This window comes from Peribacillus sp. FW305-BF15, from assembly GCF_058783805.1.
The window spans coordinates 13,634-37,462 of record NZ_JBYSYV010000018.1; the positions used below are offsets into that span (position 1 = coordinate 13,634).

General features: G+C 39.6%; 25 protein-coding genes. 9 read left to right on the plus strand and 16 right to left on the minus strand.

All coding sequences use genetic code 11. The features are described 5' to 3' along the window. Window positions 1-13: 13 nt before the first annotated feature. The 3 genes from AC3WLU_RS18480 to AC3WLU_RS18490 all read right to left on the minus strand — a co-directional run bounded on the left by AC3WLU_RS18480 (window position 14) and on the right by AC3WLU_RS18490 (window position 2,466). Entirely contained in the window at window positions 14-1,159 is a 1,146-nt protein-coding gene (locus tag AC3WLU_RS18480; protein WP_492597703.1) for an acyl-CoA dehydrogenase family protein, read from the minus strand. Window positions 1,160-1,229: 70 nt separating this feature from the next. Next, on the minus strand, window positions 1,230-1,997 hold the full coding sequence (locus AC3WLU_RS18485; RefSeq protein WP_492597704.1) for a 3-hydroxyacyl-CoA dehydrogenase: 768 nt from the start codon (window positions 1,995-1,997) through the stop codon (window positions 1,230-1,232). A 73-nt stretch (window positions 1,998-2,070) separates the two neighbouring features. Continuing rightward, window positions 2,071-2,466 (minus strand): MerR family transcriptional regulator, encoded by a 396-nt coding sequence (locus tag AC3WLU_RS18490; RefSeq protein ID WP_098187153.1) that lies wholly within the window; start codon window positions 2,464-2,466, stop codon window positions 2,071-2,073. Window positions 2,467-2,584: 118 nt separating this feature from the next. Here AC3WLU_RS18490 and AC3WLU_RS18495 point away from each other — a divergent pair, with 118 nt between their 5' ends. From AC3WLU_RS18495 to AC3WLU_RS18505, 3 genes are all read left to right on the plus strand, one after another. Next, entirely contained in the window at window positions 2,585-3,058 is a 474-nt protein-coding gene (locus AC3WLU_RS18495) for a universal stress protein (protein WP_492597705.1), read from the plus strand. Between the two features lie 159 nt (window positions 3,059-3,217). Further along, on the plus strand, window positions 3,218-4,099 hold the full coding sequence (cidR, locus tag AC3WLU_RS18500) for a cidABC operon transcriptional activator CidR (RefSeq protein WP_063577348.1): 882 nt from the start codon (window positions 3,218-3,220) through the stop codon (window positions 4,097-4,099). Window positions 4,100-4,261: 162 nt separating this feature from the next. After that, a complete protein-coding gene (locus AC3WLU_RS18505) occupies window positions 4,262-4,633 on the plus strand; it encodes a hypothetical protein (RefSeq protein ID WP_034305408.1) in 372 nt (123 codons plus the stop codon). 63 nt (window positions 4,634-4,696) lie between these two features. On the opposite strand, the gene AC3WLU_RS18510 is transcribed toward AC3WLU_RS18505, so the two are convergent. The 5 genes from AC3WLU_RS18510 to AC3WLU_RS18530 all read right to left on the minus strand — a co-directional run bounded on the left by AC3WLU_RS18510 (window position 4,697) and on the right by AC3WLU_RS18530 (window position 9,412). Next, a complete protein-coding gene (locus tag AC3WLU_RS18510) occupies window positions 4,697-5,419 on the minus strand; it encodes an amino acid ABC transporter ATP-binding protein (RefSeq protein WP_048685484.1) in 723 nt (240 codons plus the stop codon). Further along, complete coding sequence (locus AC3WLU_RS18515) at window positions 5,416-6,072, minus strand: amino acid ABC transporter permease (protein WP_054397812.1); 657 nt, start codon at window positions 6,070-6,072, stop codon at window positions 5,416-5,418. Before AC3WLU_RS18515 ends, AC3WLU_RS18510 begins: the two co-directional genes overlap by 4 nt. A 78-nt stretch (window positions 6,073-6,150) precedes the next feature. After that, entirely contained in the window at window positions 6,151-6,972 is an 822-nt protein-coding gene (locus AC3WLU_RS18520) for a basic amino acid ABC transporter substrate-binding protein (protein WP_413001293.1), read from the minus strand. 339 nt (window positions 6,973-7,311) lie between these two features. Next, complete coding sequence (locus tag AC3WLU_RS18525; RefSeq protein ID WP_057278705.1) at window positions 7,312-8,331, minus strand: AI-2E family transporter; 1,020 nt, start codon at window positions 8,329-8,331, stop codon at window positions 7,312-7,314. 850 nt (window positions 8,332-9,181) lie between these two features. Then, window positions 9,182-9,412: an excisionase family DNA-binding protein gene (locus AC3WLU_RS18530; protein ID WP_034305425.1), complete on the minus strand. Its 231-nt coding sequence runs from the start codon at window positions 9,410-9,412 to the stop codon at window positions 9,182-9,184. Window positions 9,413-9,663: 251 nt separating this feature from the next. Here AC3WLU_RS18530 and AC3WLU_RS18535 point away from each other — a divergent pair, with 251 nt between their 5' ends. Next, a complete protein-coding gene (locus tag AC3WLU_RS18535; RefSeq protein WP_492597706.1) occupies window positions 9,664-10,590 on the plus strand; it encodes a UCP032817 domain-containing protein in 927 nt (308 codons plus the stop codon). 258 nt (window positions 10,591-10,848) lie between these two features. On the opposite strand, the gene AC3WLU_RS18540 is transcribed toward AC3WLU_RS18535, so the two are convergent. Beyond that, window positions 10,849-11,064, minus strand: coding sequence for a hypothetical protein (locus tag AC3WLU_RS18540; RefSeq protein WP_413001300.1), 216 nt, complete (start codon window positions 11,062-11,064; stop codon window positions 10,849-10,851). 241 nt (window positions 11,065-11,305) lie between these two features. Between AC3WLU_RS18540 and AC3WLU_RS18545 the strand changes: the two genes are divergently transcribed. Both AC3WLU_RS18545 and AC3WLU_RS18550 read left to right on the plus strand, forming a co-directional pair. Continuing rightward, on the plus strand, window positions 11,306-11,899 hold the full coding sequence (locus tag AC3WLU_RS18545; protein WP_413001302.1) for a hypothetical protein: 594 nt from the start codon (window positions 11,306-11,308) through the stop codon (window positions 11,897-11,899). A 12-nt stretch (window positions 11,900-11,911) separates the two neighbouring features. Then, a complete protein-coding gene (locus tag AC3WLU_RS18550; protein WP_283929969.1) occupies window positions 11,912-12,046 on the plus strand; it encodes a hypothetical protein in 135 nt (44 codons plus the stop codon). A gap of 516 nt (window positions 12,047-12,562) precedes the next feature. On the opposite strand, the gene AC3WLU_RS18555 is transcribed toward AC3WLU_RS18550, so the two are convergent. Then, the gene (locus tag AC3WLU_RS18555) at window positions 12,563-12,688 is read right to left on the minus strand and encodes a hypothetical protein (protein ID WP_283929968.1); all 126 of its coding nucleotides are present in this window, start codon (window positions 12,686-12,688) and stop codon (window positions 12,563-12,565) included. Between the two features lie 142 nt (window positions 12,689-12,830). Here AC3WLU_RS18555 and AC3WLU_RS18560 point away from each other — a divergent pair, with 142 nt between their 5' ends. Beyond that, window positions 12,831-13,079, plus strand: a complete 249-nt coding sequence (locus AC3WLU_RS18560) for a hypothetical protein (protein ID WP_413001304.1) — start codon at window positions 12,831-12,833, stop codon at window positions 13,077-13,079. Between the two features lie 113 nt (window positions 13,080-13,192). Here the strand turns inward: AC3WLU_RS18560 and AC3WLU_RS18565 are convergent, their stop codons facing one another. The 5 genes from AC3WLU_RS18565 to AC3WLU_RS18585 all read right to left on the minus strand — a co-directional run bounded on the left by AC3WLU_RS18565 (window position 13,193) and on the right by AC3WLU_RS18585 (window position 21,331). Beyond that, the gene (locus AC3WLU_RS18565) at window positions 13,193-17,833 is read right to left on the minus strand and encodes a hypothetical protein (RefSeq protein ID WP_492597707.1); all 4,641 of its coding nucleotides are present in this window, start codon (window positions 17,831-17,833) and stop codon (window positions 13,193-13,195) included. A gap of 165 nt (window positions 17,834-17,998) precedes the next feature. Continuing rightward, a complete protein-coding gene (locus tag AC3WLU_RS18570) occupies window positions 17,999-19,195 on the minus strand; it encodes an MFS transporter (RefSeq protein WP_048687223.1) in 1,197 nt (398 codons plus the stop codon). Window positions 19,196-19,672: 477 nt separating this feature from the next. Then, entirely contained in the window at window positions 19,673-20,467 is a 795-nt protein-coding gene (locus tag AC3WLU_RS18575) for a DUF4097 family beta strand repeat-containing protein (RefSeq protein WP_063577353.1), read from the minus strand. Beyond that, a complete protein-coding gene (locus AC3WLU_RS18580) occupies window positions 20,460-21,014 on the minus strand; it encodes a DUF1700 domain-containing protein (protein ID WP_492597708.1) in 555 nt (184 codons plus the stop codon). The genes AC3WLU_RS18575 and AC3WLU_RS18580 overlap by 8 nt, the downstream gene beginning before the upstream one ends. Further along, window positions 21,011-21,331 (minus strand): PadR family transcriptional regulator, encoded by a 321-nt coding sequence (locus AC3WLU_RS18585; RefSeq protein WP_034305446.1) that lies wholly within the window; start codon window positions 21,329-21,331, stop codon window positions 21,011-21,013. Before AC3WLU_RS18585 ends, AC3WLU_RS18580 begins: the two co-directional genes overlap by 4 nt. A 232-nt stretch (window positions 21,332-21,563) precedes the next feature. Between AC3WLU_RS18585 and AC3WLU_RS18590 the strand changes: the two genes are divergently transcribed. Both AC3WLU_RS18590 and AC3WLU_RS18595 read left to right on the plus strand, forming a co-directional pair. Continuing rightward, window positions 21,564-22,622: a DUF2157 domain-containing protein gene (locus AC3WLU_RS18590; protein ID WP_492597709.1), complete on the plus strand. Its 1,059-nt coding sequence runs from the start codon at window positions 21,564-21,566 to the stop codon at window positions 22,620-22,622. Beyond that, on the plus strand, window positions 22,615-23,151 hold the full coding sequence (locus AC3WLU_RS18595; RefSeq protein WP_053533769.1) for a GDYXXLXY domain-containing protein: 537 nt from the start codon (window positions 22,615-22,617) through the stop codon (window positions 23,149-23,151). The genes AC3WLU_RS18590 and AC3WLU_RS18595 overlap by 8 nt, the downstream gene beginning before the upstream one ends. A gap of 88 nt (window positions 23,152-23,239) precedes the next feature. On the opposite strand, the gene AC3WLU_RS18600 is transcribed toward AC3WLU_RS18595, so the two are convergent. Continuing rightward, entirely contained in the window at window positions 23,240-23,719 is a 480-nt protein-coding gene (locus AC3WLU_RS18600) for a C40 family peptidase (RefSeq protein WP_413001311.1), read from the minus strand. Between the last annotated feature and the right edge of the window lie 110 nt (window positions 23,720-23,829).

Here is a 23,829-nt window from a genome sequence, read left to right on the forward strand (position 1 = left end):
CTTCTCATCTTTACTATAGGCCCAGATTCTTAGCGATGATTTTCTTCATGATTTCATTTGTGCCGGCATAGATGCTTGCTACCGGAACATCCCGATACCTTCTGGCAATTTTGTATTCCTCCATATATCCATAGCCGCCATGGAGCTGCATGCATTCAATGGATATTTTTCTGGCAGTCTCCGTCAAACGCCATTTCGCCATCGAAACTTCCGTTACAACCTGTTCACCAGCCATATGTTTGGTGATCAATTGATCTAGGAAAGCACGCCCCATTTTTATCTCCGTAGCCATTTCCGCGATTTTGAATTGAGTATTTTGAAACTGACTTACAGACTTTCCGAACGCTTCCCTGCCCTTCACATACCCAATCGTATCGGCCAGCATATCCTCAGACGCGGTTTGAGCACAAATTGCCACCACAAGGCGTTCCTGCTGCAGTTTTTCCATTAAATAAATAAACCCCTTGCCTTCTTCACCAAGCAGGTTTTCCTTTGGAACACGGCAATCCTCGAAGATGAGTTCTGCTGTATCCTGACTGTGCAAGCCAAGTTTCTTCAGTTTTCTCCCCCTGGAAAATCCGGGTGTATCCCTTTCGACCACGACTAAGCTAACGCCTTTATGTTTCGGAACGGCGCTGGGATCCGTTTTACAGGCAACAATGATCAAATCCGAATGAATGCCATTTGTGATGAATGTCTTTTGACCATTTAATATGTAATGATCTCCATCCAAAATGGCAGTCGTTTTAATATTGGCCAAATCCGAACCTGTACCAGGCTCTGTCATGGCAATGGCTGTAATGATTTCCCCTGTCGTACATTTTCGAAGCCAGCGCTGTTTCTGCGACTCATTTCCGTAGGAGGAAATATACGGTACGGTGATATCACTGTGAAGTCCGAAACCAATGAACCCAGAACCAACTCTTTCCAATTCTTCATTAATGATAACGGCAAAGCCCCAATCTACCCCGGAACCCCCATAATCTTCTTCAAGGTCCGGACATAAAAAACCCTGTTCCCCCATTTTCACCCAAAAAGACCGGGGAATGATCCTCTCTTCTTCCCAACGTTCATAGTGGGGAACTGCTTCTTTCTCTAAAAACTTTCGGAAGGACATACGGAAAATTTCATGTTCTTCACTTAGGTACGGATGCTTCATCTGTTTTATCTCCTCTCCATTCCTTTGTCGGAGGCTCTTTTTCTAGATTTACAATGGTTTGATTGACAACTTACCTTGGTGACATTCTAATGGCCCCATCCAGTCTGATTGTTTCCCCATTCAGCATTGGATTCGTTATGATGCTTTCCGTTAGTTTAGCGTACTCTTCTGGATACCCGAGCCTTGATGGGAATGGCACGGTTTTCCCTAATGACGTCCTGGCTTCTTCAGGTAATGAATCGAACATCGGTGTATGGAATAGACCCGGTGCAATCGATACGACACGTATCCCTTTGATGGCAAGCTCCCTTGCGATTGGCAGAGTCATACCGACAATCCCTCCCTTGGAGGCACTATATGCGGCTTGTCCGATTTGTCCTTCAAAGGCAGCGACCGAAGCTGTATTGATGATGACTCCACGCTCCCCCTCTTGATTCGGTTCATTTTCGACCATTTTTTCAGCTGCAAGCCGGATTACGTTAAATGTACCGACCAAATTGATTTGCACGACTTTTGAGAACGCTTTCAATTCATGTATGCCTTTCCTGCCTATGACCTTCTCTGCAATGGCAATGCCTGCACAGTTGATGACAGTATTGATGCTACCGAAATTTTTTAATCCTTCATCCAATGCTATAGATACGCTATCTTCACTAGTTACATCCGTTTTAATAAACAGGACCGAATCGCCCAACTCCTGAGCCATTTTAGCGCCATTTTCCTCCGAGAGGTCGAATATGACCGCTTTTCCACCTTTTTTAATGATGTTTCTTACTGTCGCCGCTCCCAGACCTGAAGCCCCGCCTGTCACAACTGCAATGGTTTCTTGAATTTCCAAATTCTCACCCCATCTGTTTCTAGAATATATATTCATCTTTCACTATCATCAAAACCTATTTTCAAGATTAATTTCACCGCTTGCCTGTTTTATCGTTCATTTTCAACTCAAGAAGGGTTTCGGTAAAGCCTTTGATTACCTGTTCAAAATCCTGCTTCAACCCATCCAGCTCTTTAATTCGTTCATTAAGTTCGTTTAACTTCTGTCCTGCAGTTTCAATCGTTTTTTCCAATTGCTTAATGCCTGTCCTATCCTTATCGAATAAAAGGACTATATCCTTTATTTCCACTAACGAAAAACCATACTTCTTACCGCGCATTATGATTTTGAGCTGTGCATATTCTTTCTTTCCATAAACTCTTTTTCCCGTTTCGGTACGCATTGGCCTAAGCATACCCAGTTCCTCATAATAACGGAGGGTCCTTGTCGTCAATTCGAATTCTTTTGCTAACTCAGAAATGGTGTACATGTTAAAACCACACTTTGCAAAGGGATTATTTACCTTTATTCTAACATTAACGTTAACGTAAACTTCAATGAAATATTCACAAAATTTATAATATATGAATCTGCATGGAAGATTTATATTGATATACTATGGGTATATTCTTTTTATAGAAGGGAATGATCGATCAATGCTATGTTCAAAAATATTAGTTGCTTATGATGAATCTGAGTTGGCACTAAAGTCTTTAGAAAAAGCGATTGAATTAGCAAAGCTGGATCCCGCTATCGAAATCCAGGTGCTTCACGCTGTTACACTGCCAATCAAGCCAAGTATATATGGCAGTGCTTTTCAGGAAATTGAAGAATCCATGCTTAAGCATGGCAAGGAAGTGATTAAAAAAGCGGAAGCCCTTTTATCCGAAATCCCGAATGCATCCCAAACATTTGTCGTAGAAGGTTCAGCCATCACGACTTTATTGGAACATGCAAAATCCGAGAATTGTGACCTTATTATCATGGGCAGCCGCGGATTGAGCGGCTTCAAGGAATTCCTGGGCAGCGTGAGCCACTATATCGTTCAACATTCTCCAGTTCCTGTCTTGTTGGTCAAATGAAATTTACGGCAGATATGGCCAGCCCCTTCATAGGCTGGGTTCCCCTTTGGAATCCAGCTTATTTATGCGTGCATGAACTCCAAACTTATCATGTTTTACAAACACTTCCGTTTACGGGTAAAATGAAACTAATTTCAAACGAGGATAACAGGTGACGCAATGGATATTAAACATTTGCAATACTTTATAGAGGTTGCCAATTTCAATAGCTTCACTAGGGCTGCCGATCATTTATTCATTACACAGCCGACCATCAGCAAGATGATTAAAAACCTGGAAACCGAGCTAGGTGTTGAACTTTTTGATCGTTCACGTAAGCAACTGATCTTGACCGATGCAGGCAGGGTTGTCTTAGACCAGGCAAAATTGATCGATAAGGCCTTTCACAATTTAGAAACGGAAATGGACAATTTATTAGGTTTAAAAAAGGGACATATACGCATCGGGCTGCCGCCGATCATCGACGCTTCTTTCTTCCCCCGAATTCTTAGCCGTTTTCACCAGGACTATCCCAATATCACCTTTCAATTAGTGGAGGATGGTTCAAAGAAAATAGAAGAATCCGTCCAAAATGATTTAATCGATATAGGCGTAATAGTCCTGCCAACCAACAACGCGCTTTTTCACCATTTTGCTTTTTTGGAAGAAGACATCAACTTGATAGTTCATCCCTCCCACCCCCATGCTTGTGTGGAAGAAATTGATTTGGCCGACCTGGAAAAGGAATCTTTCATCTTATTCAATAAAGATTACGTCCTTCGAGATCTCATCATTTCATCCTGTAGTGAAGCTGGTTTTTCTCCACATATCGTCACGGAAAGTTCACGATGGGATTTTATTGAGGAAATGGTTTACTGTAAACTTGGCGTTGCTCTATTACCTGAAAGTTTATGCCGTCATGATGATCGCGTAAAGACAATCAAGGTTAGAAACCCCTCCATTAGCTGGAATTTAGGATTCATATGGAGTAAGGACCATTACCTTTCATACGCTGCAAAAGAATGGCTGAAATATACTAGGGAAGCATTGTCCCATAAGTAGTGGATTATCCAGCAAGATTGATGAAAGCACTATCATAGATTTGGGTTATGCACGTAATAACATCTAACCATTTTACAATGAGTTACGGCGGGGGTAGACTAGTATGAGTAAAAAGCACGTTGAATGCTGATGGATTCCATATGTTCTAAAAAGGAGATATTCATGATCACTTTATCTAATGTCGATGAGTTACAGGCATCAGAAGCAGCTCTGGAGAAAATTAAATATTCATACCCCGAACTATTTAATAAACTGCTCCATGTCGTTGCCTTAACACGGGCTCTCCAATTTAAATATCAATTTATGGGCACATTAATCATGGATGAAAACCCTAACGAATACACCCCTGAATTCGTTATGCCCTCCGTTATCGAATTATATATTGAGGAAGTTCAAAAGTTAAAGGATGATCCGAATATCCAGGTATTACTTCAGACCTTCTCCCAAAGTAAAAATATTGGATATGCAAAAATCAGTATGCTTGTGCTCGGTAAAAGCCCTGAATCGCTTTTAGGAGCTTCATGCATAAAATGAAGCCCCCTGATATGCCCCGAAAAAAAACCTCCCATAATGGAAGGTTTTTTTCTTTACGTGTAATTAAAGGACTTTACTCAAAAAGGCTTTAGTTCTTTCCTGCTGGGGATTATTAAAAATCTCACTAGGAATATTTTCTTCAATAATATAACCTTCGTCCATGAAGATCACGCGATCTCCAACTTCTTTTGCAAACCCCATCTCATGGGTCACAACTACCATGGTCATGCCTTCCTTGGCCAGTTGCTTCATGACCTCAAGGACTTCACCGACCATTTCCGGATCCAGGGCGGAAGTGGGCTCGTCGAATAGCATGATTTTGGGTTCCATCGCCAACGCCCTGGCAATTGCGACACGTTGCTTTTGTCCACCTGATAATGAATCCGGATATGCGTTCGCTTTCTCTGCAAGTCCCACTTTCTTAAGCAGTTCCATCCCTCTTTGGGAAGCCTGCTCTTTGGATATCTTGCGGACCTTTATAGGCGCCAGCATTATATTCTCAAGAACAGTCTTATGCGGAAATAAGTTAAAATGCTGAAATACCATGCCAACTTCCGTCCGGACTTTATTGATATTGACCTTCTTGTCTGTCGTATCAAGCCCTTCAATGAAAATATGGCCTCCCGTAATCGTTTCAAGTTGATTGATGCATCTGAGAAAAGTGGATTTACCCGATCCAGAAGGACCAATTACCACGACTACTTCCCGTGGGGAAACGATTGCATTGATATTTTTCAATACATCATTTTCGCCAAATGACTTCTTTAGATTCTCCACCTTTATCATTCTGTTTTCAACCTTCTTTCGAGTCTATTTAATACGAAACTTAAAATGAGGGTCAGGAATAGATAGATGAAGGCACAAGCCAAGTATGGCTCCCACACTTTAAAGTACTGGCTCCCCATCGCTTTCCCCCAGTACATTAATTCCGGGGCAGCAATGACACAAAGCAGGGATGAATCCTTCAATAATACGATAAATTCATTTCCTAACGGAGGAATCATTCGTTTGAAAGCTTGTGGCAATACAACATGTATCATTGTTTGGGCATGGGTCATCCCCAATGAACGCGCCCCTTCCATTTGCCCTTTATCGATGGATTGAATGCCCGCCCGGAATATTTCTGCGATATACGCGGCTGCATTTAACGATAAAGCAATGACACCGGCGGTTACTGCATTCGTTTCCCCGGTAAAAAAGGGCACGATTCCAAAATGGATTAAAAAGATTTGAACTAAAAGCGGTGTTCCGCGAAAAACCGTGACATAACCGTAAAATGGAAAGGCAAGCACTTTGTTTTTCATGATTTTCCCTAAACCGATCAATAACCCCAAAAAAGTTCCGATCAGGATGGAGGAAACCGAAAGCCCAATAGTAAGCAATGTCCCTTTTAATAAGAAAGGAGCATACTCAAAAATAATATCCCAGCGAAAACTCATTTCGTTCCCCTCCTAAAGGCCAAAAAAACTGCGTAACTTCATACGTAAAGTTACGCAATCTTTTACTATCCATTTGTTTTATTGTTGTGCTTTCAACGTTTCAATATCTGGGTCAGTGCCAAACCACTCTTTATAAATTTCTGCATATTTCCCATTTTCATAAATGGCATTCACGGCTTTATCGAACTCCGATTTCAATTCACTGCCTTTTGGGAACATAAGACCATAAAACTCCTCATTGAAACTTTTGCTGTCTTCAACGACTTTCAGTTTTTGATCGGGGTTATTTTTCACATATTCTTCAACAACCGTATTATCTGCAACGACAGCCGATGCTCCGCCCTTCAGTAATTCCTGAATGGCCAGGTTATTATTTTCGAATTTTTTGATATCCTTGTGATTCTTTCCAAGGAGTTTCTCTACCGCTTCCTGTCCAGTAGTACCGGTCTGAACGGCAATGACGTTTCCTTTCAATTCATCTCCAGATTTTATATCACTATCCTCAGGAACGAGAATTTTGTTTGTGGATAAGAAATACGGAACCGAGAAGTCATAAGATTGTTTTCTTTCGTCATTCACTGTAATCGCAGATATGGCGACATCCGCTCTCTTACCTTCGATTTCAACAAAAATCGGATCCCAGCCAACACTTTCCAATTTAACTTCATATCCCGCTTCTTTTGCAACGGCATTGATGAAATCAACATCGAATCCTACAATCTTATCGCCTTCAAGATATTCAAATGGAGCATAGTTGGCGTCAGTCACGATCCTGAGTGTTTTCCCATTTGACTCTTCTTCTTTACCAGTTGTCGAGACTTCCTTATCCTTCCCGCATCCTGTCATGACTAGTAACAAAGAAGCAAACATGGCAAACACTAAAAAAGAAACCTTTTTCAAAATAATCCCCTCTTCTCTCTCGTAAACTCTCTTTTTTTTAAAAAAACAGATAAATCTAACTTTAGAGAACTTTCAGTTTATTCTTTTAAGAATATTATACGTTTATTTGTTTTTTTATGCAATAAAAAGTCGATAAATAACTTTAGTAAAATAAAATTTTAATCAATTAACTCGGTAAATTAAAAACGCAACTGTGCTCTAATGGGGAAAGAGGCAACTTTCTTCCCTTCACTCGAATTAATGGATATTATATTGAAAACAGATAGTGCCACCGTTCAAAAGATTTAATGGAACAAAAATAAGCAGCGGCCATATTAGCGGCCGCTGCTCAAATGATTATTATGGTACTTCCGTATTCCCCTCTTCAATATCCAACATATCCAACAGGAAGATGAATATCGGTATTCCGATGATCAATCCCCATATTCCAAGGAAATGCTCGGAAAACAATAGGATGATGAAGGTGAAAAATGTTGGAAGATTCGTTTTTGCCGACATGAATTTCGGATTTAAAATATAGCTTTCAATTGCATGGATCACAACAATCATGATTAATACAGCAATCACTTTGGGCATGCCGCCGATGCTATAGGCAATCATGCTAAGCGGGATGAGGGAGATGATGACCCCTGCAACCGGAATCAAACCAAGAAAGAAAATCATGATCCCTAGACCAAGCAACTGCGGGAAGCCAAGAATCCATAAGAAAGTTACTGATAGGACGGCATTCGTAATGGCTATCAAGAACTGGACCTCGATCACCTTCCCGAATGAATTGATGAATTTGACGCCAAAGTGGCTTAAGTTTATAAAGAAAGACTTGAATTTGGCGCGCTTGAATTTAGAAGTGAAGCGAATGATTTTATCTTTTTCCAATAAGAAAAATAGACTAAGCAACATGGAAATGAAAATTTGAAATGCCAGTTTACCGAAATCGGATATATAAAGATAGAGTGTATTCATCTGTTTTTGAAGATCGAGCGGAGATTTCAGCTCGTTCATTATATTAATGGCATATTGAATGACCCTGCTATCTGGTGGATGTTGAAAGAAGAAAACGATCTGTGTCACTAATTCCGTGAATTGTAGCGTGATGACCGGTAGATATTTATAAAGAACGATGGCTAAACAAGAAATGACGACTGCATATAAAAAGCTTATAACAACCTTGGAATTGATATGCATCACTTTATTCAGCCGAATCATGATAATTTGCTCCAGCCTTCCCATCAAGAAGGTGAAAACAAATGTGAATAACACGATATTAACCATACTGCCGATGCTTATTAAAAAGAGGACTAACACAATTAATGTAATTAACCTTGAAAAACCTTCGCTTTGCAAATACTCTTTTACCACTTACCTATCTCCTAACTACCGTTCTGCCGTTATAATTCATTTACCTTTTATTTTACACGTAATTGAGGAATTCTACTACAATTACCTTCCATTTACAACAAAATTATTTGAATGATCAGTAAGGCCCATGATGCAGACGTATTTAAAGACCTTTTTCGGAAATTCGACCATTACTTTGACAGCCATTTCTGCATGAAAAAACATCTGACAAATCGGCAGATGCCAGACCTTGGACAAACTCAATGAAAATCGAGTATGTCTAAGGTTTTTTATTGGTTTGTACTATTTGGACGTTGATTTCCGCTCCAGGCACTCGCTTTCCGCGGGCGGTCGGGGAGCCTCCTCGGCTTGCGCCTGTGGGGTCTCCCCTAGACACGCTTTCCCCGCAGGAGTCTCGTACCTTTCACTTCAATCAACTCTGTTCTTAAATTTAGAAAGAACCTACCTATGGAGTTGAAGGTGTAGCCTCCTCGGCTTGCTCCTGCGGGGTCTCCCCTAGACGCGCTTTCCCCAAAGGAGTCTCGTACCTTCCGCTCCAATCAACTCTGTATAAAATTGAGATAGAACCATACCTGTTGAAGCGTTACTTTGGGTCAATTGGTTCGGGAACTTCGATGAAAGATATGTTTTCCGGGCCCCCTTCTATCTACAAACAAAAGCTGAGGCTATGGCCTCAGCTTTTGTTATGGCTGTACAATTTGGGCGTTGATTTCCGCTCCAGGCACTCACTTTCCACGGGCGGTCGCGGAGCCTCCTCGGCTAGAGGCTGTAGGGTCCTCCCCTAAACGCGCTTTTCTAAGCAGGAGTTCTCGTACCTTCCTCCTTTTTGAAACTCAGCATCTGCCAAATGCTAATCTTCATCTTTTACATCGATATCTTCGGGGATGGGTTCGTTATAATAATCCGCTAAATCCTTCTTATATTTCTCCATCTGTTCAAGATGCATATTAAACTGATCTTTAAAAATCAAATGCTGCTCACCATCATGAACGGTGCGAATTTTATTTTGAATGATCAAACCTTCTATATAAGATTCCGGCATCGATAGATATTCCGCAGTCTCTTTTACTGTCAAGTACATGCCTTCACCCCTTTTCCCCTCTAACTATACTAGATATGAGGCATTATTTGAAGCGCTTGATTTTTAACTGAAAATCCCTTACATGCCAAGGAAAGGACGATACCCGATTCAGGGTATTGTCCTGCAACCTCACGATATTAATCAATTTCCGCCAATGGAACATTTTAGATAAAACAACTTACAATCCCTTCCATCAACATGTAAGATAATGTTAAAGCAATATATCCATAGATTAAGAGGAGTGGACAAAAATGACCTTCTTTTATGTCATTCTTGCGGCAATTTTTGCTGTTTTACTTGTCAATTTCGTTAAAGGGCTAAGTGAACCGGCTAAAATGGAACGCTATCAAAATGAATTCCGTAAATACCGTGAAGAAACATTAAATCTTCATGCAACTGAAGTCGTTTCAGAAGCATTGATAGAAAAGCTTAATAAAGCACTGGATTTCGATTATATGGAAAAGGTCAATACTGAATTCCGCCTGAAGCATCCACGGTACTCACAGTTAAAGGTCAATCAGGCCTGGCGTGAATTGAAACGCTATTTGATTATGGCTGCAGTGTTTGGAAAAATTGAAATGTTTAATTCAGTCATCGATGAGTTATGGCATATCATGCTGAACTATAGTCAGGAATATGATGAGTTTTGCCAGGTTTTCATCGGTAGGACCATTCAGCACCATCCTCATTCAGAACCCGTTTTCAAACCCGAAGAGCGCACTCTTTTTGACTTTTACTATGTACAGCTATTTACGGTGGACTCCCATTCCATTCAAAAATGGGGCAAATTTTTCAAACATGATAAAGGGCTAACACTTCTCCGTGATTTTGAAACGTTGGAGCTGGAGCAGTTAAAAGAGAAATATATGCGGAAACCGACCAGTATACAGGCGGAACGGACCTTTGAAGCCTTCACTTCCCAATTTAAAGAAAATCGCACCATGACAGAATTGAATGGGCGGAAAACGTACGATCAGACTGACTACGCAGCTCCTGCCTATTTCACTTATGCAAGCACCGATGATTTTGACAGCGAATTTAAAGATATATTCGGGAATGAACCGAACACAGTTTCCTCCGGCTCCGGCCATGCCGATCATGGTGGCCATACCGGTTCCCATGACAGCAGTTCTGATTCGTCTTCCAGCTGTTCTTCATGCAGTTCTTGTTCGTCTTGAGCTTTCATTTTGAATAAACGTGAAAAAACCACTCTTTATGCTTTCAGAGTGGTTTTTTATGATTTTGATGATATTCTCATATGTATTTCTCCTAATTCTTCACAAACTTTATCTCAGATTTTTTTGAAAGTCTTCAAAACCAGCTCCATGAAAAGTAAGAGAGATTCTACTATGAGTTTGTTTTTTTAGATAATAATTCAAAATTGAAAAGATATTAACCAAAATTGGAACAATGTCCTTTAATAAATTTTATAGAATTTAATTTATAGCTTTTAGATTATTAGTAAAAAGCGAAGAAAAAATGAAAAAACACTTTTTAGCAATTTTAGCAACGACTTTAATGTTTTCCACTATTGCTCCAACATTTGGTTTTGCTGTCGGTAATAAAACAACAGTTAATATTGAAGAAGATGTAAATAAGACTAATGAATATTCAACTAATATAGCAGATTCAGGTTTAACAAATTTTTTCAATTCTTCCTTCTCACTCTCTATTAAATAGTAGTTTGTCTTTAGTTTGGCTACCTAAACCTTATTAGTAAGACAAAAAGAGCCTCAAAAGAGGGTTATTTTTATTCTAATATAGGAATAAATCATCATTTTTATTTCCTTTTTTGTTCAATTGTGTAATAATATTAAAATATTACCAAATAGAGGAAGTAGCTTGATAGTATTTAAATGTTATGGTAATAAACTACATAGGAGGAAATAAACATTGAAATTATTAAAAACTATCGTATTGGTTCTAGTTATTGCATTAAGCTTCTCTAGCTTCTCTATCAATAAAGCAAGTGCTAACGAAATTAGTAAGGAAGAAGAACAAAATATAGTCGAGGAAGCTAACAAAGTAGCTGAACAATACGGATTGACTCCAGTTTCGGAAGATGAAATACTAAATGATCAAATGCTTAATTTTGATTCAGTTGAAGAGTTTGAAGAATTTTTAAAACAGGAGCAGGAACAAGAAGGTAACGGGGAAAATAATTTTGGAACTCCTATGATTAGTCTTATGGCTGCTGGGGGAACAAAAACATATAGTTATCGTGAGTCAAATGCAACAGGAAGTATTACATCATATGCTAGAGTTACAAGAAATACAAAGGGAGTAGTTAGTAAAGTCAACATATGGAGTGAGCAAACAGGTTTAGTTATGGGAATTACTTGGACACAAAATACTACTTGGCATAATTTGAATTCAACTAAAAAAGGTGGTAAAGCATATGTTAGAGGTACCAAATTATACGGAGCTAATGTAGTAGGTCAAACTCTGGGTTATAGTAAATCAGTTACATACACTGTTAATTTCTAAAGGAGGCATAACATGAATGAAACACATGTTGTGAATTGGTTTGATGTAGGATATCAAATTACTATATTCATATTCTTGGTTGCTTTAATTTCTTTCATTGTCTATTTGGTAAAAAGAAAAAAGCGTAATAAAAAATCTAACTCTTAATATCCAAGAGATCTAGTGGCTCAAGACATACTGAGAACGCCTTAAAGGCGTTGAAAGAACATCAAAAAGGTGAAAGTTTTGGAATTAAACTTTCACCTCTTTTTGATGTTCTTCTTTAGCAGTTCTATTTCTAATGATTTTTTTCTAAATTTTTATTCATTTGGATCTTCTTTATACAGCATCATTCATTTTAATTTCAAAACCCTGGAACATGACTTCTCTTTCCTCTTCTATAACCTGGTCTGATGTAGGTTACATCATCTAGAGTAACGCAAGACCCTTATTTTTTTCTTAAAGTAATCTTTTTATTTTTTAAATATCTTACTCCACCATGACTTTTTTTCCTCATTCATGACTTTTCGCACATCATCAATTGATAATGTTGACCATTTATGGTTTTTTACTTCGTTCACGTCTTTCGTCAATCGTTTATTTCCTGTCTTGCTGCTGCAAGTTCTTCCCTTGCTGTTCGAAGTTCCTTTTGTTGTGCTTCGATCACTTGCATAAACCCTGTTTTCATTTCTTTTCTTGTAATGCCAGGGCAACATCTACGGTTTGACGAGTTTGTTTCTGTTCATTTACTAATTCAATTGTCATCGGATGGATATTCCCAAGCTGTTCATCTACATCCTTAACACTCATGCCAGTGTATACAAACGACGTATTTCATGAACGATCCTCAAAGAATCTCGATGAATTTGATAACTGTTACTGCGTTTACGAGTTTTATAAAATTTAAATAAAATATATTTAATTTTTTTAAAAAAAAGGAGTTACAACTGATATGGGTGATAATGAGATCCGAAAACTCAGACCAGTTTTTGTCTATGCAAATTTGGAAAGTAAAAAAAAATTAGTGCAAGGATTAACTGGAGATCGAGTGAAATTGATTCAAGAACTAGAAAAATACAGAAATGTCCTATCACCATTTTTAATTAATGTTTTGCAAACTAATTTAGATCAGTGGGAAATAGAAATTCATGATCGGCAAGAAGACATTAATAAAATAGAAGCAGGGAAAGAGAGCTTTTAAGTGCTCTCGGTTTGCAGGCAAAAGGGGTTCGGAATTTATAAATTCCGAACCCCTTTGAATTTTCGTCCAAGGTTTTGAGCTTGGGTATCTGACGCAATCCATTTCCTTCTTCATTAATTCCACCGATTGAACCAATTCTTGATCCTTTGTTTATTTTTCTCAAGTACCTCCTTCGATGTCCGGTTGTCTTTTTGTTTTTTCCATTCAAAGAAAGATGCAATTCCGATAAGCAGCCCTCCGCCGATGATTAAATACAGCCACCATGGCATCTCGCTCCACATCGAATTGGTATTCATATAGACATTGAATAAAATCGTCCCAGTCCCAGCGATGAAATAGGATTTGTATTTCATCATGAATCCAAAGAGCATTGCTGCCAATGACACGGTTCCGATAATGAGGGCATCATATAAGGTGTTTCCTGCCATAGCATCAATGATCAGGGCTAAAAACAATAGGAAAACAATCCCGCTTTCGATATATTGTGTGATTTTGCCTTTAACAAATATTTTCCTCAGCAAAGTGGTGCTGACAATGAACAGCGGCAGAATATTCACCTCCTCCTCAAATACAGGAGGGATCGTGAGCTGATCGACAATGACCCAATACGGATATAGGCTGAACAAAATCGCTGCTGCCATCTGGGATTTTCTTTCCAACATGCCTGTCGTCGTGCTTCTCATCAAAATGAAATAGGCCGGAATCAGAAGTGCCGCGATGATTTCCAAAATGAAATGTGTCGGTCCCCCCGTCAAAACATCCATGTTCATGGCAATAAGAAACAGCAGACCATAGACTCTGTAAAAATCCAATTGAAGTCCTGCCCCGCCTTTATCAAGCAAGCCATTAAAGAATTTCCTGCTTAGAATTACCATTATGGCCATACATCCAAGAAGGACTGCCGTTCCAACGAAAGGCTGTAATGTGTCCGCGTACATGATGATGATCCAATACGGGTACAAACTGAGAACTCCCGTCAGCCAAACGTAGATGCCCTTTTCTTTTACATCCTTTGAGAAACTTCCAATCAAGATGAAGTAAACCGTGATCAAGAGCGAGACGAAAACCTGGAGTAACTGGCTTGATGTTTCAGTTGCTAGGATTCCCCTATTCATGGCCAGTAAAAACAGCAGGCCATATATCCTGTATGCATCGAAGGTAATTCCTGTTTCTTCCTTTTTGATTAAACCATCGAAATAACGCCAGCTTAAAAGCAGCATCCCTGACATACAGCCAAAAAGGAATAGCAATCCCATTACAACAGATAAGCTGTCGGCATAGCCAACTATGATCAGGAAGGGATACAGACTGATTAGTGCGGCAATATTGGAATAGATTTTCCTTTCTAGCTTTTCCGCTGTCAAGCTTCTCAGGAAAATGAAATAAGCGGTTAACAGCAGCGATACAAAGACTTGGAGTAACTGATGTTTAGTATCATTAAAAACCTCTGCATTCATATCGATCAAAAAGAATAAACCATAAATCCTGAAAGGATCAAAGCTGATGATGCCTGATCCGTTTTTCTTGAGTAATCCGCTGGAATACAGCCTGCTTAACAACAACATTCCTGCCATACAGCCAAAAAGAACAGCCAAACTCATGACGATTGGAAGTGTATGGGCATAATCGATGATATTGATGAACGGAAAAAGGCCGATAATGGCCGCTATTCCCGAGTAAATGCTTTTTTCTTTCTTATAGATTGTGAATCTTCCTATCAGGATGAAGTAGCTAGGCAACAGCAGGGAAACAAAAATCCCCAAAATCACGGAATCTGAGTCACTCGTAAACACTTCCAGATTCAAAGTACACAGATATAGCAAGCCAAAAATCCGATAATAATCAATGACTCTCTTCGTTCCCTCTTCGTTGAGCAATCCTTTGAAAAGGTGTCTGCTAGCCATCAACATCACAACCATACATACAAGCAATACGATAAACGCCATAACCAGAGGCAATGTATTTACATACAAATTATAGAAGATGAACGCCAGGCTTAGAGGAGCGGCAACATAGTTCCGCCAGTTCCTTTGAATGAGCAGATACCACGCAAACAAGAGCTGTACAGTCATCACTCCTACCCAGACTAACTCGCGGTTAAGTGGAAAGTCCCGGATCGCCGTTTCTAAAATGGATATGCTTATCCCTAAATGAATGAATGGAATAAGGTAATACTCCATGATGCCTTTCCAATTCTTATTGGATAACCCCCACAGAATGGTTATGAGTCCTGCTGTAATCATCATGCATATTGATGTAATGAATACTATTTGCTCGATGTTTACCACAAATAAATGGACCTGTAGGAAAAGGGTCGAAAACCCTAGGTAAGTAAAAACGTATTTTTCCCATTTCACATGTGCCCTTAAAGCACTCAAAATATAAATCAAGATTTGTGCAACATAAAGGAACGGAGAACTTTCCGTATGGAAGATGAGCAAATATCCAACGGGAATCGCCAGTAAATTGGCAAGGTGACTCGTATATCGGAAGTACAATTTCCCATTTTTCGAATATTTCCCAAGCCATTCTCCTAAAAGGAAAAAGATAATGGGGCCGAGCAACACGAACGCAATCCTCAGCTCCATTGAAGCAAAATCAAAAACATCGTAGAGTGAGGCATATAAGCTGGCACTTGTAATCACGACAGGCGCCCAGAATATTTGCTTCCGATGTATATGTACGGACCAGCTGTTTATTGCAGTAGCTACGGCAATCACTCCGCTTGCCTCCAAAGGATTCATTGAATCGAAGGGAATCGATATCAAGGAAAGGAAGGAAAGAATCTGTCCGCTATACGCAAAAACTGGAAACAATTTATGGTATCCCTTTTTAAATGTGTAAGCTGCACCGATGGAAATCAGTGAAACACCCATTAAATAGACGCTGAGCGGGATATTTGACCGAACCCATTCTAAACTCTCCGTCAAATATGGATAGAAAGCAACCAAAGCCAGTATGAAAGTAATCGGAAATCCGTATTTGGCGTTTTCCTTCATATGCTTTGATTCGTCTTTTATATAGGTGATGAAGAAAAGCCCAGAGATCATGGCGAGCTCTGCACTAACAGCAGGCCAAGCCATTTCGCTCAATTTACTGGTCAGGATCACTAGCATGATCATTGGGGAGATAAGTAAGATACTCTTCTTAAACAGGCTGTACCTTGGGTGACGGTTATATAGATATACTCCAAGATATTTAATGACCTGAACAACAAATAACAGATTTAAAATGGTAGAAAAAGAGATTGGCAAGGCAAAGAATAGATATAGGAACGCTAAGTCGAAAACAACAACAGCCGGGTACGTGAAGCTTGAATTTCCCGAATGAAGGGAAACATAAGCAAGCTGGGCGGATACTAACATGAGCGCGATGAATATTTGCGCATAGTTATCCTGGTACACCATCGCGTTACTATATAAGAAAACGATCCCGCTCTCAATCAAACTGGTAATCATGAAGTTCTTCGAAAGGTTAGTCCTTTTGACTTTATCCAGATATTTCGATAGCATAGTAAAAATGATTGGAACAAGTGCAAATGCAATGATCATGTATTCACTTATAAACGTGTTATAAACTAGATGGATATATCCATACGTGAAAATGGCGCTAAAAGCCATTTCATAATAATTTTTTTTGAATTTGACCGAAAAAATTAAAAACAAAACAGAAAAGACCATCAACGTTAGCGAATACACCAAGTTGCTTGAAAATAACGTCAGGATCACAAAGGCTTCCACGATGAGCTTAAACTGGATGAATTGAAAAATGAATGGTTTGAATAGCGTTAAGGCTTTTTGATTTTTCAATTGCTCCATATTCCATACTAGTATTAAATTAAGAATGCCAATCGCCAAAAACATCCACTCGATAGTTGGCGTCACAAAAGCCAATCCGAAATAGCAGGTAATGGCAAAAGTGAATATTGAAATGAAAATGAATATTTTCGACTTGAAGTAGTCAGCAATCTTACAATAAATGGCTAAGCAAAGTAATCCCCCAAGAAACCCCAGAAGCCCCCGCCCATCACCATTAAGTGAAAGGTACTCTCCAAAAATCCGATAATATGAAGCTGATAATATCGTAATCGGAATGAACAGCCCCGCTAGCGTCAGGAATGCAAAAGCGGTTTGTTTAATTTTCAGCTTCGACGCGATGAAGGCCATCCCTGCAAAAATGACGGAAACCATTCCAATGAAGAGAACTTTCAAGACCGCATTCAAATCCCCCCATGAAGTGGTTGCTAAAATCAACCCGCCAAACAGAAGCAATATGACCCCAGTGAGCAGGATGACAGAAATATTCCGTTCCCTGATTTGTTCAGGTGTTTTCTTCGGCTTTGCCGGTTTTACCGGTTTCTCCCGCTTGATGGCCTGCTTTTGAATAACCGGTTTCCTATCATTGCTCTCCTTGACAGGTTCAAGGCTCTCCTCGAAACCAGATTCAGTAGGCGCTTCATTCAATCCACTGGATTCCCGTAATTGGAATGAAGATTCTTCGATCAGACTATCCTGAATCCTCTTATCGGCACTTTCACCGATTATCGTTTCAGTTCCATGGGTGGATTTCTTCTTTTCTTGCTCTAAGCGCTTTTGTTTATGGAGGGCTAATTGGAAATGCCGATTGTAAGCCCTGCTAATCCGGATATATTCTGATTTAGGGATGAGCCGCCTTTCCCATAAAACATCCAGCTCTTCTTGGAAAATACGCTTCCTTCTTTCTAATGTCATTTCTTCGTTTGAAGAGTCATTCATTCCAAGCTTCCCCTTCCTTCAAATAGACCTTCTATCATCTTATGTATAATCTCTTTTCGATAATAACAAAGTTTTTCCATTTTTTAAATATTTAGGATAATGTACCAAAGGTGTTCCTGCTGACTCAAAAAAAAGAATGACTTCCATTGAAGCCATTCAACATCCTTATATTGATTTTCCTTTATCCTCGCTCCTGATGATGAATAAATAAACGATCATCGAAATGAAAATCGAGGCGGCCGCCGTGATATAGATGCTCCTATATCCGAAGAGGAAGCCAATCTGCCCAAACACGATGGCACCTATGCCCACTCCAAGATCGAAAAATGAAAAGTATGTGGCATTCGCCATCGCCTTCCGATTGGGTGCCGTCTTTTCAATCGACCATGCCTGCAGCGCCGGCTGAACAGAACCGAATCCAAATCCATAAAGCACTGCCGCAATGTAAAGTACTGCTTCACTCGGCATCCATGCAAGCAGCAGCATTCCAGCCATGATGAGTACCGTTGAAGGCACGAATACGGCTCGATGTCCCCTTCTGTCATATAGTCGGCCCGCGAATAATCTCGTGACCATAAGGGCCATTGCATATACTAAAAAGTACCACTGAATTCCATCTACACCTTTTTCCGCTGTATACAGGGGAAGGAAGGTTGCAATTCCACCAAATGTAACGGAGATGAAGAAAATGAGCAAAGATGGCTGAAGGGCACTTTTTTCATAAATATCAAACCTTTTGGCTCTTACAGCTGCCGAAGGATCACTTTCCACTTTTTGATACCGAATAAGTGATGCTGCAATGATGGCAAGCAATCCTAATAAAGAGCAGATCAAAAACAACTCTTGAAACGGAAGTACCGTAACTAGGAAAAGACCCAATGATGGCCCGAATGCCAGTGCTAAGTTACCCGATAATCCGTAATACCCCATCCCCTCACCCCGCCGTTTCGCAGGGATTATATCGGAAGCAATCGTTCCTGAAGCCGTTGAAGAAAATCCCCAGCCGACGCCCTGTACAATCCGCATCATGAATAACAAGCCGATGCTCCCCATGAAACCGAAGGAACCCACTGACAATGCAAAAATGGCTAACCCGGCAAGAAAAACGATGCGCCTTCCTTTCGTCTCCAATAATCTTCCAGCAATTGGCCGGACAAGCAAGGCCGAAAAAGTGAAGATTCCAAGGACAGCCCCCACAAGACGATCATCACCGCCAAGCTGTTCCACAAACAACGGGAGGGTCGGCATCGTCATTTGAAAACCCATGAAGATGCACATATTTGCCAAACAGATCATGATGAAATCACGTGTCCAGATTTTATCAGTCCCTCTTACCCGTTCATCAACTAAGGTTTCCCTCATATTCCTTCACCTTCTAATTATAATAGTCATTGCCAGTTTACTAAAATTGGTTAAAATAAGCGAATGATTTATTTCGTGTACCTAAATATATATATATAAATAAAAGCCCAATATGACATAGGGCTCCCCCTTTAACTTTCATGATCATTTCCGTCCACTTACCTTCCGTATGCGAACCAATAATTTAGATTCTCCATGCTGTAATGCATTAAACCATTGCCTCTATTCATCCGTAACGGCTCTTAGCTGAAACGCATCCCTCCAGCATAATGGATTTTCCTTACATTCAAATTTTCATAAAACATCCCCTGAAACAACCATTCTGCAAGTGAAGGATGGTTCTACACCCTATCTTATTAAATTCCAAAAACATCTAAAAGGAAAAACTTTAAATGTTTTTCCTTATCTCCTTAAGTAAAGGGGATGCATAAATGAAAAAAGCCAATCCAAATTGGATCGGCTTTTCATGCTTCACGACTATTTCGTTATCTCGATTTTCCCATTATTCGTTTCCAATTTAACTAGATTTTCACCTTTGCCAATGACAGTATCGCCCTCATACTTACCAAGGATATCCACTCTCCCATTGTCAACATGAACGTCGAAAGTTGTATTCGTCGGTTCATTCTCCGTTTTGATCATGATTTTACCATTATTACTTTCGAGTTCGATCTGCCTATCCAAGTCTTTCGTGACTAATGTGATTTTACCGTTATTCGATGAACCAACTAGTTTTCCCTCCACATTATTAAGCTCTACTTTTCCATTAGCAGATTTCACTTCAACTTTTTCGGTTATTATATCATTTAATTCTACCCGGCCATTTTGAGATTTCACATTTAGATTTTCACTTTTCAATCCTGATATTTGCAATTTTCCATTATCGGATTCGGCGACAAAGGATTTATAAGATTCATCAGGCACATACACCTTTAAATGTAAGGATTGAATATGAAAACCAAAGCTAAACGTACGACGATCCTTTAATTGTACCGAAAGCTTCTTCCCTTCCACATCTGCAGTGAAATCCAACTTGGAAACATCCATCCCTTTTGAAACCAACTCTATCCTGGTCTCCTTATCCTTCGTTGGCACAATCTCCACAGCTGCATTGTCAGCGTCGATCTGAATGTCCGTCACGATTTCCGAAATCGTTTTTTCCTCTGTAGTCGTTTCCTTATTCGTCATTTGGGAAAACGTAAACAGACTTCCTATTACCCCGATCAATAACAATACAAGTGCAATGATCGATAATTTTTTTACATTAATCATTTTTCAAACCGCCTTTCACAAGGGAAGCGTTAAATTTTAAATAGCGAATGAATCCTTTAGTTAAAGCACTCGTAGCGACAAACATTCCCATGGCAATGAAAATGCCAATCCCGCATAGTCCCAATGCGAAGAAAAGATCGAATAATTGAAAGCTAACTAACACAAGGTTAAACAGAGCGCCAAGCGGAGCAAGAATGAACCCTATCGCCGAAACCCACCCTGCAATGACAACTCCGATCAAGGCTATAAATGGTCCCAAAACGATCACTAAATTAAAGAACCCCAGACCAATGACTGCCCAAACTGCCCGCATAACATTACCTGCAGAAGTCGTTTGTTCAACCTGACCAAGATGATAGGTTGCCATCAGTTCCTTGGAGATCTGTTTAGGATTCCCAAGGGATTTGGAGATTTCCTGCTCTGACTTCCCTTCTTCCATTCCAATTTCGAAATACTCTTCGTAATCTTGAAGGATATCTTCCCGTTCCTCTAAGGAAAGTCTGGTTAAAGAGGCATTCAATTGTTTTAAAAATTGTTCTTTATTCATTGGTTCACACCTTCCTTGATTAATTGGTTGACCCCATTGGAAAATTCATTCCATTCCATCAGCAGTTCTTGAAGGTATCTCCGTCCTTTTTCGGTTAATGTATAATATTTGCGCGGAGGCCCTTCTGTTGATTCTTGCAAATATGTCGTAAAATACTCTTCCTTCGTCAATCGTCTTAAAAGTGGATATACCGACCCTTCCGATATTTCAATTTGATCCGAAATCTTCTGTACAAGTTCATACCCATAGCGATCCTGCTTATCCAGTAACACCAGAACACACAGTTCCAGGACACCTTTCTTAAATTGTACATTCATAGCACCTTCACTCCTTCCAAAAGTTTTTCAGTATAGTTTAATAAACAGTACTGAACACCGAACAATACATCTTATGTAAATAATTTACCACATGGTACTGTTCATTGCAAGGTACTATAAATATTTTTATGTCTTACACGCATTCTAATAAGGGTAGAAGAAAATTAGCATTATATTCAAAGCCGCAAGAGAATACGATGTATAATAGTAAAATGTGGAAGGAGGAGTTACTTTGGCCAACAAAGCAATAACAAAGAAGCAATTCGATTTTCTTGAACATGAATTTAATTACCTTGAAAAGGAAGGAGTCATCTCCCGGCAAGAGAAAGTGAGGATGTTAGAATCCTATGATGTAAAAGGCAATTTGAACTTCATCACGATTCTATTATCCATTGGGGCACTTCTTTTAGGTTTAGGCGTATTGACCTTCGTAGCCAGCAACTGGATCTATTTAAGTAAAGCGGTTAAATTCCTGCTTATCATTGCATGCCTAATCGGAGTGAACTTTGCTGGCGTGAAGGTGCAGGCACGCTTTCCCAAAACGTCACGAAGTCTGCATTATGTAGGTATCCTGATCTTTGGTGCAGGGATATTTCTAGTCGAGCAGATGTTTAACATTAGCATCAATTTCAACAATTCCTTTTTATTATGGGCGATTGGAACGGTATTCATTGGATACTATTTGAAGGATGTTTTCATCCTCCTTTTTACATCTTTCCTGCTTTTCATTTATTTGAATGGAAGTATATTCGTTGATGAAACATCTTATCCGCTTGCCATTCTTGTGTTTCTACCGGCTTTATACATTCTGTTAAAGAAATTCGATTACCCTAATTATCTGACCTTTTTCATTAACGCTTTAGCCATCAATACAATTGCCTTATTTCTTATGGAATTCGTGCCGAAACTAGGGTTTGAAAATTCGAATACGATTGTCCTTTCCATCTTGTTTGTACTGGGTATCGTGCTTGCCTATATTCCGGTAAGAGCCAAATTACAAAACATCACACACATACAAGGGCATATCTTACATGGTTTAACCGCACTCTTCCTTACCTTTGATTTCTCAATCTGGTTTCCTATAGCTTATTTCGTTTTTCTGCTTTATCTGATTCTAAAAGGCAGTTTGACCAGCATCGTAATAATATGTGCACTGATTTTCAGATATTACATCTACTCCTTTGACTTCCTGCCAAAATCGCTTACATTCATCATCGGTGGAATCATGCTCATCGGTTTTGGCTTCTTCTTTGAAAACCAACGAAAAAAAGGAGGGGAACTCAATGAGTAATCCATCATTCCGGCCACTCATCGTATTTTCCATTCCAGTCTTGATTTTGTTAATCTTGGCATTTCCCCCGGTCTGGACAACAATGACAGGAGATGTAATCAAAATCAAAACAGCCCCGGTCGACCCGACTGATTTGTTTAGGGGAAGCTATGTGGCTTTGAAATACGAAATTGAATCAGTAAAGCCGTCGCAAGTCGATGACTCGATTAAAACCGAGTTCAATACAAGGAATATGGGTGATTATAAAAAGGTATATGTACGTTTAAAACAAAATAAGGATGGACTATATGTTGTCGATTACGTAACGAAAGAAAAACCCGGCGAAGGGGTGTACCTAAAAGGGGAACTGGAAGTCCCTTATGACCTGCAAAATGCTAAAACCATTCAGATCAGATACGGTCTGGACAATTATTTCGCATCCGAAGAAAAAGCAAAGGAAATGGAGAAGGAAGCATTGGCCAATCCTTCAGTGGCCGTCGTAAAAGTCCGTAATGGCCATGTTGTTTTAACCGATATCATCATTGAATGAATGGCCCCTGGATATGACTAGCAAAAAGAGCATCGGTTTTTCGATGCTCTTTTGTTTTCTGGACTATTATCATGTGGAATTCAGATTGTTACTTAATGACCCGTTTTGCCCCTATATATTTTTCTTTCCAATATTCATCACTCATTTTGACCACTTTGACCCCTTTGGTGGTGGTCCCGACAAATGTGCCATTTCCATAATAGATTCCTACAAAAGAGACCTGCCCTTTCTTACCTGTCGCATAGAAGACCAAATCGCCCGCTTTCAAATCTTTTTGCTTCACGGCCGTTCCGGTTTTATACTGGTCCGCACTCGTTCTTGGAATCTTCATTTCTGTGGCGGCATTTTTATATACATATTGGGTAAGACCGCTAGCATCAAACCCTTTAGGGGTCGTTCCCCCATATTTATATTTGCTTCCCACCTGCTTCTTTGCCAAAGCGGCAACTTCATCACCATAATTGATAGAGGCTGAAGCATTAGCCGGACTGAATATGAATGCCGTCAATAATGCCCCTACTAAAACTATGGCTGCAAACCATTTTGAAACTGGTAAACGATAACTCATCCTTTTTCCTCCCCAAACTGAAAATGAACCACAATTTTAAATGTATGTTACATTTCGGTTTTTAGACCAAATCATTTTCGGCGATCGTCATCCCTGCAAAAAAAATAACC